At 69.4% G+C, this 12,663-nt stretch carries 11 protein-coding genes and 2 pseudogenes; 5 read left to right on the plus strand and 8 right to left on the minus strand.

Going from position 1 to position 12,663, the window contains the following annotated elements; all coding sequences use genetic code 11:
• Positions 1–38: 38 nt before the first annotated feature.
• Positions 39–689 (plus strand): TetR/AcrR family transcriptional regulator, encoded by a 651-nt coding sequence (locus Aco04nite_RS40740; RefSeq protein ID WP_213002528.1) that lies wholly within the window; start codon positions 39–41, stop codon positions 687–689.
• Here the strand turns inward: Aco04nite_RS40740 and Aco04nite_RS40745 are convergent.
• The gene (locus Aco04nite_RS40745; RefSeq protein WP_213002529.1) at positions 683–1,849 is read right to left on the minus strand and encodes a DUF4132 domain-containing protein; all 1,167 of its coding nucleotides are present in this window, start codon (positions 1,847–1,849) and stop codon (positions 683–685) included. The two genes, Aco04nite_RS40740 and Aco04nite_RS40745, sit on opposite strands and share 7 nt — an antisense overlap.
• Positions 1,850–1,987: 138 nt before the next feature.
• Here Aco04nite_RS40745 and Aco04nite_RS40750 point away from each other — a divergent pair.
• Together Aco04nite_RS40750 and Aco04nite_RS40755 are read left to right on the plus strand one after the other, a co-directional pair.
• Positions 1,988–2,841 (plus strand): annotated as a pseudogene (locus tag Aco04nite_RS40750) (transposase).
• Positions 2,842–4,059: 1,218 nt separating this feature from the next.
• Positions 4,060–4,377, plus strand: coding sequence for a transposase family protein (locus tag Aco04nite_RS40755; RefSeq protein ID WP_280519484.1), 318 nt, complete (start codon positions 4,060–4,062; stop codon positions 4,375–4,377).
• 160 nt (positions 4,378–4,537) lie between these two features.
• On the opposite strand, the gene Aco04nite_RS40760 is transcribed toward Aco04nite_RS40755, so the two are convergent.
• Positions 4,538–6,121, minus strand: a complete 1,584-nt coding sequence (locus Aco04nite_RS40760; protein WP_244876663.1) for a M1 family metallopeptidase — start codon at positions 6,119–6,121, stop codon at positions 4,538–4,540.
• Positions 6,122–6,178: 57 nt separating this feature from the next.
• Here Aco04nite_RS40760 and Aco04nite_RS40765 point away from each other — a divergent pair, with 57 nt between their 5' ends.
• Together Aco04nite_RS40765 and Aco04nite_RS40770 are read left to right on the plus strand one after the other, a co-directional pair.
• Entirely contained in the window at positions 6,179–7,657 is a 1,479-nt protein-coding gene (locus Aco04nite_RS40765) for a glycoside hydrolase family 130 protein (RefSeq protein ID WP_213002531.1), read from the plus strand.
• A 36-nt stretch (positions 7,658–7,693) separates the two neighbouring features.
• Positions 7,694–8,491: an alpha/beta fold hydrolase gene (locus Aco04nite_RS40770; protein WP_213002532.1), complete on the plus strand. Its 798-nt coding sequence runs from the start codon at positions 7,694–7,696 to the stop codon at positions 8,489–8,491.
• Here the strand turns inward: Aco04nite_RS40770 and cpt are convergent.
• The 6 genes and pseudogenes from cpt to Aco04nite_RS40800 form a co-directional block, all read right to left on the minus strand.
• Complete coding sequence (gene cpt, locus Aco04nite_RS40775) at positions 8,450–8,983, minus strand: chloramphenicol phosphotransferase CPT (RefSeq protein WP_213002533.1); 534 nt, start codon at positions 8,981–8,983, stop codon at positions 8,450–8,452. The two genes, Aco04nite_RS40770 and cpt, sit on opposite strands and share 42 nt — an antisense overlap.
• 17 nt (positions 8,984–9,000) lie before the next feature.
• The gene (locus Aco04nite_RS40780) at positions 9,001–9,945 is read right to left on the minus strand and encodes a hypothetical protein (RefSeq protein WP_213002534.1); all 945 of its coding nucleotides are present in this window, start codon (positions 9,943–9,945) and stop codon (positions 9,001–9,003) included.
• Positions 9,942–10,415, minus strand: a complete 474-nt coding sequence (locus tag Aco04nite_RS40785; protein ID WP_213002535.1) for an RNA polymerase sigma factor — start codon at positions 10,413–10,415, stop codon at positions 9,942–9,944. The genes Aco04nite_RS40780 and Aco04nite_RS40785 overlap by 4 nt, the downstream gene beginning before the upstream one ends.
• Positions 10,416–10,478: 63 nt before the next feature.
• On the minus strand, positions 10,479–11,732 hold the full coding sequence (locus Aco04nite_RS40790; RefSeq protein WP_213002536.1) for a L,D-transpeptidase: 1,254 nt from the start codon (positions 11,730–11,732) through the stop codon (positions 10,479–10,481).
• A 95-nt stretch (positions 11,733–11,827) separates the two neighbouring features.
• On the minus strand, positions 11,828–12,286 hold the full coding sequence (locus Aco04nite_RS40795; protein WP_213002537.1) for a hypothetical protein: 459 nt from the start codon (positions 12,284–12,286) through the stop codon (positions 11,828–11,830).
• A gap of 103 nt (positions 12,287–12,389) precedes the next feature.
• Positions 12,390–12,632, minus strand: a pseudogene (locus Aco04nite_RS40800) (ArsR/SmtB family transcription factor); the annotation flags it as partial.
• Between the last annotated feature and the right edge of the window lie 31 nt (positions 12,633–12,663).

Consider the following 12,663-nt stretch of genomic DNA (forward strand, 5'->3'; position numbering starts at 1 on the left):
GAAACACTGTTCTCTTACAGGTCGGTTAGATTCTTGCCATGCAGGCGCCATTCCAGCGGGCCCGGCGCCCGGACCAGAAGGACCAGCGGCGCGAGGCGATCCTCGACGCCGCCCGGGAGCTCGCGCTGAGCTCGGGCGTCGCCTGGGTCAGCCTGGGCGACATCGCCACGGCGGTCGGGCTGGCGAAGTCGAACGTGCTGCGTTATTTCGGCACCCGCGAGGAGATCTACCTGCGGCTCACGATGCAGGCGGGCTCGGACTGGGCCGCCGCCGCGACCACCGCGCTGCGGGACGCGAGCGGGGCCGGCGCGACGGCGGCCGCGCTCGCGGACGCGTACGTCGACCGGCCCCTGTTCTGCGACCTCACCACGCACGCGGAGACGATGTTCGAGCACAACGTGACCGCTGAGGTGCTACGGGACTACAAGCTGTGGGCCATCGACACGTACATGCGGGTCGGCCTGAGCATCGCCGCGGCCTGCCCGCCCATGGCGAACAAGGACGGCGCCGCCCTGGTCATGGCGTCCAGCGCGTTCGTCGCGAAGCTGTTCCCGCTGACCCGCCCCCCGCAGGCCCTGCGCGAGCTGTACGCCCGCGAGCCGGAGATAGCCCAGGTCTTTCCGCCCTTCCGCCCCACCCTCACCCGCATGATCGCCGCGACAGCGGCAGGCCTGACACCCGGTCAGTAACCCGCGTCGAGACAGCCGGGGGCCGACGCCAGATCGAGGCAGTCGAACTCGCGGGAGAGCTGCGGGAACGGCTGGATGATCTCGTAGTCGGTGAAGATGCCCGCCCAGATCGCGCTCTTCTTCTCGGCGAACGCCTGATGGAACAGCCGGACCCGGGCGTCGGCCGCCAGGGTCACCGTCTCGTCGCGGATGTCGGCGTAGGAGTCATCCTCGGCCACCCGGAACGACGGGCCGCCCATCACCTGCCAGACCAGTGCCCGGCCGGCGCCGCGCACCACCGGGTGATCGAGAACAAGTGCCCGCAGGTCGGTCAGCGTCCAGATGCGACCACCGAGCATCGCGTCCTCCAGCGCCCGCAGCCGCTCGTCGGCGAAGACCCTCGCTTCCTTCTTGAACGCGGCGAATTCCTCCCTGGCCGCCGCGGCCCCCGCGGCCTCCGCGACCCTGGGCCGGGGCAGGCCGGGCAGCCGCCTGCCGATGGTGTCGCTGACGACGGGCCGCAGGAACTGGTCGAGGGTGACCACGAACTGCCGCGGACCGTAGTCGAAGATCCGGCGCCCCCGTGCGTCGAGGCCCAGATCGGGCACGAGCCGGTCGGCGAGCTCGGCATCGCTCAGCTCGCGACGCCGGGCGATCTCGTGCAGCTTCTCCCTGGCCTGCCTGCGAAGCCCCCTGTGCCCGGCCGTGCGCGCGAAGTGCTGCAGGCGGCTCAGGGCGACGTCGGTCCCGATCGCACCGAGCATCTCGACCTCGGTGCTCACCCGCGCAGCCGTGCCGTAGGACCACTCGGGGAACAACGCGGCCACCGCCGGCACCGCCGACTCGTCGCCGAGCAGGGTCAACGCGAGCATCGCATGCTTGTCATCGGGCGGTGAGCCCGCCACCCGCCACTGCTCGTAGAGCGCCCAGGAGAACGCCGCCAGGCTCGCCGGATCGCACGCGGCACGCGCCGGCGCAAGCGCGGGATGCTGATCGACGAACGTGGACAGCGTCAACAACCCCAGCAGCCGCCGCACGGCGATCTCAGGCAGCCCCCGCCCGTCACCGTCACCGTCACCGTCACCGTCACGCAGCACGATCGGCGGCAGGGCGGGAAGCGCGACCCAGCCGGGCAGCACCTTCGTCGCCGCCGGGAATTCCAACGCCTCCGGAAGCAGCATCCCCAAACCATAGAACCGGGGTACGACAACTTTGGCTCCCGCCGTGACAGGCCAACCAGGTTGGGGCGTTGCCCCCTGATCTTGGACACTTGAAGCTGGGATCGAGACGTCCTGGTAGATCAGGAGTCTGGGAACACCATGGCGAACAAGCATTACCCGCAGCAGTTCAAGGCTGACGCGGTCGCGTTGTACCGGTCCCGGCCCGGTGCGACGATCGCGGCGATCGCTGATGACCTGGGCGTGAACCGGGAGACGTTACGTAGCTGGGTCCGTACCGATGACCAGCGGCGCGGGACCACACCCGCTACGCCCCGGCCACCCGCGGCGGCGGACTCGGTCGAGGACGAGAACACCGCCCTGCGCCGGCGGGTCCGTGAGCTGGAAGAAGAACGCGACATCCTGCGGAAGGCGGCCCGGTATTTCGCCGGGAGACGCGCTGGTGAACCGCTTCCAGTTCGTCGCCGACCACCACACACGCCACGGCGTGAAGCGGTTGTGCACGATCCTCGGCATCGCCCGGTCGAGTTTCTACTACTGGCGGGCGACCACACCGCAGCGGGCTGCCCGCGACGCGGCAGACACAGTCCTGCCCGACCGGATCCGGCTGGTCCACGCCGCCTCGGACGGCACCTACGGCGCACCACGGGTCACCGCCGAACTGCACGACGCCGGCCGGTTATCGACCTGCACTCGCGGCGTCAGGCCGGCTGGGCGATCGCCGACACCATGCCCACCGATCTGATCATCGACGCTCTCACCGCCGCCCGGCGGACCCGTGGCAGCCTCGACGGGGCGATCTTTCATTCCGACCACAACGAGAAGCCCTGCAAGGCCGGCGCGCGTTCACCGACGAACGCGAAGCCCGGCTCACCAGTTTGCGCCGGCTACACCGCTACAACACCATCCGCCGCCACTCCCGGCCCGGACAACGATCACTGATCACCTACGAACGCACCACCACGATACGAGCTACGCTCGCAGCGGTCGCATAAACCCCGTGTCCAAGATCCGGGGGCAAGCCCCGATCCCTGTTGTGAAGTGTTCTGTGAACAGTTCGCCTCCTACCGGGGTTCTGCTCACTACCGCTTCACCACAAACGGTTCCGCCGCGTCCACAAAGGACGGCGTGCTCCAAGACCCTGAGCACTCGAGTCGCTACTCGGAAGTCTCACTCTCGGCAACCTCTGGGCGCCCAAGATTGCCGCTCTCACCAGCATCACGGCTATCCGGATACTCACCATCTGCCATTAAAATCGGTGTGATTCCTCTCAACCCTGCAATGGCACGCTCAGCCCTTCCGATCATGAAACCGTCTGCGAAGAATGAGGGAATGAAATTTGCTCAGCTGGAGATTTTTACGTCCGTCGAATTGGCGTGGATGCGTGACCCGACGCGACATCGGAACTACTCCGCGGCGACAGAGGGTTCCGGCGTGGGCACCGGGTCCGGCGGGCTTTCGGGAAAGCTCTCGGCCATACCGCCCGGCTACGGCGTGACTCTCCTGAGGCCCGGACGCCGGATGGCAAGCTCGTGTGGATCGAGGCCGCACGTGCGTTGTTCCAGGAGGCGAACGCCAGGCGGGCGCAGGCTGATGCTGAATACGAACGTGACCGCAGGCGTGCCGCCGGTGAACTTTTCGGCTGGGCTCGGTTCACCGACCGCTGGCGAATGAAGTACGCGGCTGCCTGCTAGACAGCACCGGACCGCCCTGGCTATGACGCGACACGCGTTTACCTCCGATCCTTTCCTGGAACCTTCCTGGAGCCATTCCTGCACCAGTTCCTTGCCATGGCCACGGAGACGGAGTTCGCCGTCGGTTGAGGCCTTCTCGCACCAAACGAGCCGCAATCCTCACCGACGGCTACCGGTGAACTCCTAGACAACGGACACGCCTATAGGAGCGATCAATGGCGTGGTCCTCTGCCGCGAAAAGACGCGCCGACAGCCCCACTATGTCCCATGGCTTTGACTCAGCTGCCGACGACTCGGGACCAGGGTCGGAGCCTGGTCGCTGGGCTGCTACCGGTAGGCAGTCCTGGTCCTGCCCCGGCTGGTCGATGGCACCCGGATCACCGAGCGGGCCGTCGACAATCAGGCCAGCCGCTCTACCGGCTATGCCTACCTGTACGAAGGCCTCACCCTGATCGGTGGTCGGGCTCCCGGCCTCACCTCTGCCGGCGCTAAGACTGCGGCTACTCCCACGGCACCCTGATCGACATTGACCGGTGCCGCACGTCGGGCCCGGCACCTGGATTCGATCTTCGGTGGTCGGGAGAGCACGACAATCACGGCGGGAACGTGCAGGTCGTCACCGCCCCGGATGGCTGGCCGCTCGGGATCTCGCCCGTGCATCCTGGCCGGGAACACGACGCCACCGCCCAGCGCCATCATGGCATCCCGCCGCTGCTGACCGCGTGGACCGGCGACCAACTGCGCGTCCTCGGCGAGCTGGGCTACGAAGGCGAACAGGGCCACCATCACCGTCGCGTTCAGAATCCGACGAGCCGATCATGGACTGATATCCAGTAGCAGCTCAACCGCGCCCACAACACGGTCCACGCCGTCGGCCGGGTCGCTGCGGCGGTGACCCGCAGGCCCGACGACTGCGCGGGCCGGCGGGCCGGCGGGCCGGCGGGCCGGCGGGCCGGCGGGCCGGCGGGCCGGCGGGCCGGCGGGCCCGGAGGATCGGTCAGTGGCCTGCGGGGATGAGTCTGCGCAGGCGGGCGGTGACCGCGTTCTCGGCGGCCTGGGCCTTGGCCGCGGCGGCTGGGGAGGCGGCGGTGGCCGGTGTCACGGTCCAGTCGGGGTGACCGGGCATGGCCGGGGTGGTGGTGCCGTACAGCCAGTCGTTGAGGAAGCCGCGCAGGTTCTGGCCGGACACCTTGGACGCGAGGGCGGCGAAGTCGGCGGTCGACGCGGAGCGGCCGCGGTACTTGCTCACCCAGGCGCGTTCGATCCGCTGGAACGTGGCGTTGCCGACCTTCTGCCGCAGGGCGTAGAGGGCGAGTGCGCCGCCGTCGTACACGTTGGGGTTGAAGACGTCCCAGATGGAATCCGCTTTGAGCGGGTGGGCGACCGGGCCGTAGCGGGCGCGGTAGCGGTCGCCGGCGGCGTAGACATCCTTGAAGTACGCGTCCAGGTCGGCTGCGCCGGTGTACTGCTCGAGGTTGCCGGTCTCGGCGGCGTAGGTGAGCTCGTACCAGGTGGCGTGGCCCTCGTTCTGCCAGACGTCGCTCCAGGCCGAGGGGGCGACGCTGTCACCGAACCACTGGTGGGCGAGCTCGTGGGTCATGATCGGATTCAGAACGTACGCGGGCAGCCCGAGCAGCCCGGTGTCGTACAGCGACAGGGTCTGGGTCTCGAGCGCGAAACCGAGGTTGGCGTCGATGACCAGCGAGCCGTAGTTCTCCAGCGGGTAGCGCCCGACCTTCGACTCCATCCAGGTCAGCTGGGACCGCTCCGCCTCGAGCTTGGGCAGCAGGGAGGCCGCGAGCCGGGTGGGCACGACGTCGCGGATCGGGGTGCCGTTGACCGCGGGCCGGGTGTGGACGGCGAAGTCACCGGCGACAACCTGGACCAGTTCGCTGGCCATCGGCTGCGACTCGCGGAAGCTGGACGACACGTAACCGCCGCGGGCCCGGTCGCGCAGGTGCCGTCCGTTGGCGACCGCCGTCCAGCCCTTCGGGACGGTGAGGGTGATGGTGTACGTCGCCTTGTCGCGGGGGTGGTCGTTGCTGGGGAACAGCAGGTGGGAGGTGTCCGGCTGACCGGCCAGCACAGTGCCGTCCGCCGTGCTCACGAAGCCGACCGGCGAATCGGCGTTCGCCGGGATCGGGGTCGCGGCGAAGCCGCTGACGGTGACCCGGAACGTGCTGCCCTTGCGCAGCGCGTGGCGTGGCGTGACGACCAGTTCGCCGCCGGAGCGGGAGAACGCCGCCCGGTGTCCGTTGACCGACACCGCCCGCACCGAATCGCCGCCGAAGTCCAGGTCGAACCGGGACAGCCCCTGGGTCGCGACCGCGGTGAGGGTGACGTCACCCGTCACGGTCTGTTTCGGATCCTTCGCCTTGCATGTCAGGCTCAGGTCGTAGTTCTGAACGTCGTAACCCCCGTTGCCGAGCAACGGATAGAGCCGGTCCCCGAGACCGGGCGCTCCGGGTGAGGGAGCGCTGCCTGCCGCGTACGCCGGAGCGACGGACCCGGCGACCGTAACGAGCACGGTGGCGCCGGCCACCAGGGCAACGCGGAGACGTTTACCTATCAACGCTGTCATGGTCGTGGACGTTACGCCCGGCATTGAAATATCGACACCCGTAATCGAAAGGCACTCATGACATTCAGGACGGAACCGGTGGACCGGCAACACGTGGGGCTGAGCCCCGATCCGCAACGGGTCATCGTCAAGCTGTTCGTGCCGGGTGAGGACGCCGCGGTGGTGCGGAGCCGGGCACACGCGCTCATCGACCGGATCGCCGACCTGCCCGCCGATGCTGTCGACCAATTGCTCGAGGAGACCATCAAACGGTTCGAGCACCGGCACCAGGATCTGCGGGGCACCTTTCTGCACCATTTCGACCTGGTACGCCACCGCGCGGAACGCGCCGCACATCTGTCGCGCGCCCAGCGGCTGCTCGTCGGCGCCTATTTCACCCATGAGTACGCCGTGGAGGCGGCCGCGTTGTGCAATCCGTCCGTCGTCGCCCATCCCGACCAGTCCGGGCTCGCCGACGGCCAGTTGCGCGCGGCGATCAGCCTGCGCCAGATCGGCGAGGGACACCTGTCGTCCATCGGCTTCGCCACCGCCGTCCTGGGACCGGGCACCCGGCTCGAGGTCGCCGAGCGGTCCGGGCCGCTGATCACCGGCCTGCGCGCACCCGCGCGGTACCGCCGGGATCTGCTCGCCGCGGGAATGGCGGATGACGGCTGGGACAACGAGGTGTCCGGCACACTGCTGGAGGCCCTGCCCGCGCAGTTCGACGAGGCCACTTTCGAGCAGGTGCTGAGCAGTCTGCCGGCCGACCTGCACACGCGGGAGAATTCGCAGCGCACACTCGAGCAGTTACGGCGTACCAATGCGGCGAGCTATGCGGCCGTGTTCCCGGAGGATTCCGCACTGCATCAACGCGTGTTGTGGCCGGCCACGCCGATGGAGAGCAACGGCATGGAGGACGCCCGTTTCGTACGCTTCGTCGACGACGACGGCGTGGCGAGCTACCGGGCGACGTATACCGCTTACGACGGCCATTCCATCGCCGCGCGTACGCTCAGCAGCACCGATCTGCGGCATTTCCAGATAAACCCGATGCGTGGGCCGGGGGTACGCAACAAGGGCATCGCGTTGTTCCCGCGGACCGTCGGCGGCCGGCGGCTCGCCCTGTGCCGCACCGACGGCGAGACCACCGGCCTGACCGAGCTCGACGACCGGGCCAGCTGGCAGCCGCCGACCCCGTTGCACGGACCGGCCCGCAGCTGGGAGCTGATCCAGACCGGCAACTGCGGCTCGCCCCTGGAGACCGACGCGGGCTGGCTGGTCATCACCCACGGCGTCGGACCGATGCGCCGGTACGTGATCAGCGCGCTGCTGCTGGACCTGGAACGGCCGGAACGGGTCATCGCCGAGCTGCCCGACGCCCTACTCGCCCCCGACGAGAGCGAACGTGAGGGATATGTCCCCAACGTCGTGTACTCCTGCGGTTCCCTGATCCACGACGGGCTGCTCTGGATGCCCTACGGCGCGAGCGACGCCCGCGTCGGTTTCGCCACCACCCCGGTCGAGGCCCTGCTCGCGGCCATGGTTCCCGCCGGGTAGCGGACGTCACCGCACGGGGCTGCGATAGTAGAAATCATGATCTATCTGACCGCGACACCCGCCGGCGCATCGGTCGCCGTCCTCGACCTCGGCGCCAGCGACCCGGTGCGCGTCTACGTCGGCGGCCTCGGGTCGTCCACCGGCGTCGGCTTCGGCCAGGTCACCGGACATCCGCTGCTGGGGGGCACCGGACGGCACATCCTGATCGACCTGATCGGCAGCGGCTGGAGCGACCACGACGACACGTTCGGGCACACCATCGACGAGCACGCCGGTACGGTGATCGCCGTGCTGGACGGGCTCGGCCTGACGGACGTCACGCTGGTCGGCCACTCACTGGGTGGGTCCGTGGTCATCAGCGCCGCGGCCCAACGCCCCGACCTGGTCAGCACGCTCGTCGTGGCCGAGCCCAACCTCGACCCCGGCATCGGTTCGTTCTCCGCCGAGGTCGCCGCATTCGACGAGGACACGTTCGCCGCGACCGAGCACGAACGCATGATCGCCGAGCTCCGCACGGCCTCGGACACCGATTCCATCCAGTTCAGCCGCACGCTGCCCCGGTGGTCGGCCCGCGGGCTCCACCGCACCTCCGTCTCGCTGATCGCCGACCGGCCCGAGACGTTCCGCGAGCAGTTCTACGCCTTCCCCGGTCCCCGCATCTACATCAGCGGCGAGCTCTCCGCCGAGGACCTCGACCCGCTGCGCGGCGCCGGTGTCGACGTCCGCGTGGTCCCGGCCTCAGGTCACGCCCTGATGCTGGACAACCTCGACGGCTTCGCCGCCGCGATCGCCTCAGCTCATGTGCCGGGCGATGATGCGGGCACAATCCACTGACTCGGCATGGGTGGTGTCGACCTCGACGTCGTACACCACCCCTCTGTGTACGGTCCCGGCCTGCAGGGCCGCCATTCCGGGCACCCGGTCACCGCGGGCCAGCTCGCGCGTCTCGGCCACCTCCGGAGCACAGTGCACGCCCACCCACAGCACCTCCAGGCCCTCGAGGTGGCCCCGCAGCCGCGCCTGGGAGGTCTGGCCGCCGAGGAAGACGTCATCGATGATGACGCGAGCGCCGGCCCGGGCCATGGCGGCCACACCCGTCGTCCAGGCGGTCTCGATCACGCGCCAGGCCTCGCCGAGGACGACCTCCCCGTCCTGGCCGAAGGAGATGCCCGAGCCGGAGTCGAGGAGCGCGGGCGGCAGCCGGTCAACCAGATCATCCACCCCCATGTTGATCCACGGCTGCGGCAGGACCGCCTTGAGACAGTGGACGATGCCGGATTTCCCGGAGCTCGATCCGCCGTTCAGCACGATGACCTGCGTACCCACCGAAGTGCCTCCAAGGGTTATGGGCTTTTTTTGACCGGGCGGAGCCAGGGGTCGGGGACGAGCGAGGTGAAGCCGATGTCCGCGAACGTGGCGTAGAGCTGGGGGGTGAGGATGACCAGCTCCGGGCGTACGGTATCGCCTGTCGCAGTGGCGTAGATGCCGTTGGCGTGGTCATCCATCAGATCGCCGACCGCGTCGCCGACCGTTTCGGTGAGTTTGCGCTGGTCGGCGATGCTGGGACGGCCGGGGGTGGCCACGACACAGAGGTTGCCGGTGTAGCGCTTCGCCAGCTCGCCCCGGGCCTGGGCCGCGTCGCCCTTGACCACCTCGATGACCAGGACTTCAACGCCGCCGGGGTGGGCGACCCAGACCGGGCGGAACTGATCGGGGTGCTGCTCGTCGAGGTATTTGTACAGTTCCGTGCGGTCGCCCGCGTCGGTTTTCCAGCCGCCCGCCGGTGCGGGGCACGGTGGCTCGTCCGGCATCGTGGGCGCGGGGGTCGCCGGAGACGGCGGGCCCTGCTCGGTGACGGTCAGGGTGCCCGCGTGCCACACGCCGACCAGGTGAAACTCGCCTTCAGCGGGATCAACACCGGTGACGGGGACGTAGAACGGGCAATCGGCCTCGGGGCCCCCGCCCCCACCCAGGGCCACCGGTGCCGGTGCGCAGAAGCGGACGGGTTCGCCCGGGAGGCTGAGCACGGTGCCGGATGCTTCCACGGTGTCGCCGTCGTGGACCACGAGGGCTTCAGCCGCGGCCGGGCCGGCATCATCGGAGGGGCGGTCGGCCAGCACCACCGCGGCGCCGCCCGCGATCAGGGTCGCCGCTGCCGCGGCCAGGACCGGCAGCCAGCGCCGGTTGTGCTGGATCCATCGCGTGGTATCGGGTTCGGGTGGGTCCGGCTGGGCGTTCCGCCACTGCCGGCCCGCGTCGGTCAGCAGGTCGTCGATCGGATCGGTCATCCGGCCACCTCCAGCAGGGTACGCAGCTTGGTGCGGGCGTCGGCGAGCGTCGACTTGACCGTCCCCACGGCACAGCCCATGACCGCCGCGGTCTCCACAGTGGTCAGCCCTGCGAAGTAGACGCAGTCGACGGCCAGCCGTTGCCTGTCGGTGAGGCGGTTCAGGGCTCGCTGCAGGTCGACGCGTTCGTCCGGGAATCCCGCCTCCCCCGCGCCGTCGGGCACTGCGAGCAGTGGGCGGGACCGTCGTGCCGCCTTGCGGGCCTGGTCGGCGGCGATGGCGAGCAGCCACGATGACGGGGCTCCGCGCGACGGGTCGTACTGGCCGCGTTTGAGCCAGGCGCGGGTCAGCGCTTCCTGGACGATGTCGTCGCGGTCGGCCGCCGGAGCGAGCCTTGCCACGAGCCTGGCCATCGCACCCAGATGGGGGCGCACCCACTCGGCGAACGCCGGCCCCGTTGCGATGCTCACATCAGTACTACCCGCGCCGGGGGCCGTCCGGTTGGGTCACCGGACGGCATTTCTCACAGAAACTCAGGCGCCGTACTTGTCGTACGAGACGGTCCAGTCGCCGAGGCCGTTCCAGACGGCGAGGGACTTCGGGGTGTGCCGGACGTCGACGACGTCGCCGAGGATGAAGTTGTCGTAGACCCATTGGGCGTCGGCGACGCTCAGGTTGACGCAGCCGTGGGAGAGGTTGGCGCGGCCGAGGGACTTGTTCCACGGGGCGGCGTGCAGGAACTCGCCGGAGTAGCTGATCCGGGTGCACAGCTTGACGATCTCGGGGGCGTAGTAGTTCGGGTCCTTCGGGTCGGTCAGCCCGTAGCTGGCCGAGCTCATGGAGTGCGACTTCTCCTTGGAGAGGACGACGTGCGGGCCCGAGTTGGTCCAGAAGTGCAGCTGTGAGCCGTCGGCGGCCTTGGAGTAGCCGCCCCGGCCGGTGCTGGAGGCCATGTCGCGGACCATTTCGCCGTCGATGTAGACCTTGGTGCGGTGGGTGTTGTTGTCCGTGATCGCCAGCAGCTGGCGGCCGATCTTGAAGTCGGTCTTCTTGGCGGCGGCGCCGTACACACCGTTGCCGAGATTGACGCCGAACGCGTCTACCTTGACGTTGATCGTGGTGCCCTTTTTCCAGTACTTCGCGGGGCGCCAGTGCACGATCGAGTCGCTCACCCAGAAGAACTTGCCGTCGACGGCGGGCGAGGTCTCCACGGTGATCGCCTTCTCCGCCGCGGACTTCTTGGAGACTGACTTGCTGAAGGCGACGATGACCGGCTGGCCCATGCCGTACGTACCGCCGGTGCGCAGGACGTTGAGCCCGTTGGCCTGGAACGTGACGCTCGCGACCTTGCCCGGCTTGAGCGTCGTGAACGTCGACGTCTTCTTCACCTCGGCGCCGAGGCTGTCGACGATGGACGCGTTGACCTTGTACGTCTTGCCGTAGGCGAGGGTCCCCGTCGAGCGCCAGGTCGCGCCGTCGGCCTGCAGTTCACCGCTGATCTTCTTCGAGCCGGCCACCACGCTGACCGATTTCAGGGTGCCGCCCTCGACGGCGACGCTGATGTTCTCGGTCGGCGACACCTTCGCGGCGCCCGCCTTGGGGCTCACGGTCAGGCTGATCGGCTGCGCGGTGGGCGGGGCGCTCCAGGCGCCGACTTCCGCCGCGTTGCTCGCGGCCTGCGGGGTGCCGCCGGCGGCCTTGCCCGAGGAGGAGCACCCGGCGGCCGCAAGACCCGCAGCCGCGCCGACACCGACCGCGCCAAGGATTACTCCACGTCGCCTGACCATGACTCTCTCTCCGCCGAGGGGCACTCCGCCCGGCGCAGTCTAGAGATCTTCGGCGCTCCCGTCGATGGCAGTCTCATAACGGTCGATCGGAGCTTTCAGGCCCGCTTCACCGCGACCGTGACGCGGTGGGTGGTGGCGTAGATCGCGCCGGCCCAGCCCTCGGCGTTGCGGAAGGCCAGGCTCGCGGCGTCGCTCTCGGCGCGGTCCGCGACGATGGTGAACGCGCCGGCCGGCAGCTCACGGCGGTAGAACGCCAGCACGCTCTGCGGATCCAGCTCGGTGAGCGTGAACGAGGCGCCCGACTCCCGGTCACTCAGGCCGGTAACGCGGCTGCCCGGCGGAATGCGGAAAGCGGCGGGCACGTTGCGTACGCCGGCCTGGGCCCGAGTGACGACCGACACCTCCCGGGCGACCGTCCGGGTGCGGGAAGCCGCAACCGGGACGACCGCGGCGGGCTCGGCACGCCGTGACTCGACGGGCGCACCGCCGCAGGCGCCGAGGCCGGTGACGGCCAGCAGGGTGGCTACCACGGTGGCGATCCGCCTGGCGATCATCGTCTGCCCTCTTTCGTCCGCCGGTGCACATCGGCCGTATGCCACCATCTTCGCCCATCGGTCAAGCCGCACCGAGCTGTTCGCCGAGGAAGGCCGACGCTGCGCGCAGTGCGTCGGGCTCCAGCCGGCAGGGCCGCCACTGCGCCTGCCTGCCGCGAGAGATGAGTCCGGCGCGTTCCAGGACCTTCAGGTGCCGGGAAACGGCGGGGAGGCTCATGGCGAACGGCGCGGCCAGCTCGCCGACCGTGGCCTCACCCACGGCGAGCCGGGCGAGGATGGCCCGCCGGGTCGGGTCGGCCAGGGCGCCGAAGACGACACTCAGGCGGTCGCCCGGTGACGGGCTCATCACTTCGGACCGGCGCGGTTGATCGGCGGGA

Origin of the sequence: Winogradskya consettensis, from assembly GCF_018332715.1 — a bacterium.
Classification (GTDB): domain Bacteria; phylum Actinomycetota; class Actinomycetes; order Mycobacteriales; family Micromonosporaceae; genus Actinoplanes; species Actinoplanes consettensis.

What these genes read in the sequence shown, in the direction of transcription:
- Aco04nite_RS40740 (WP_213002528.1), top strand. Translation starts at nt 39, where the DNA reads ATGCAGGCGCCATTCCAGCGGGCCCGGCGCCCGGACCAGAAGGACCAG.
- Aco04nite_RS40745 (WP_213002529.1), bottom strand. Translation starts at nt 1,849, where the DNA reads ATGCTGCTTCCGGAGGCGTTGGAATTCCCGGCGGCGACGAAGGTGCTG.
- Aco04nite_RS40760 (WP_244876663.1), bottom strand. Translation starts at nt 6,121, where the DNA reads ATGACAGCGTTGATAGGTAAACGTCTCCGCGTTGCCCTGGTGGCCGGC.
- Aco04nite_RS40765 (WP_213002531.1), top strand. Translation starts at nt 6,179, where the DNA reads ATGACATTCAGGACGGAACCGGTGGACCGGCAACACGTGGGGCTGAGC.
- Aco04nite_RS40770 (WP_213002532.1), top strand. Translation starts at nt 7,694, where the DNA reads ATGATCTATCTGACCGCGACACCCGCCGGCGCATCGGTCGCCGTCCTC.
- Aco04nite_RS40780 (WP_213002534.1), bottom strand. Translation starts at nt 9,945, where the DNA reads ATGACCGATCCGATCGACGACCTGCTGACCGACGCGGGCCGGCAGTGG.
- Aco04nite_RS40790 (WP_213002536.1), bottom strand. Translation starts at nt 11,732, where the DNA reads ATGGTCAGGCGACGTGGAGTAATCCTTGGCGCGGTCGGTGTCGGCGCG.
- Aco04nite_RS40795 (WP_213002537.1), bottom strand. Translation starts at nt 12,286, where the DNA reads ATGATCGCCAGGCGGATCGCCACCGTGGTAGCCACCCTGCTGGCCGTC.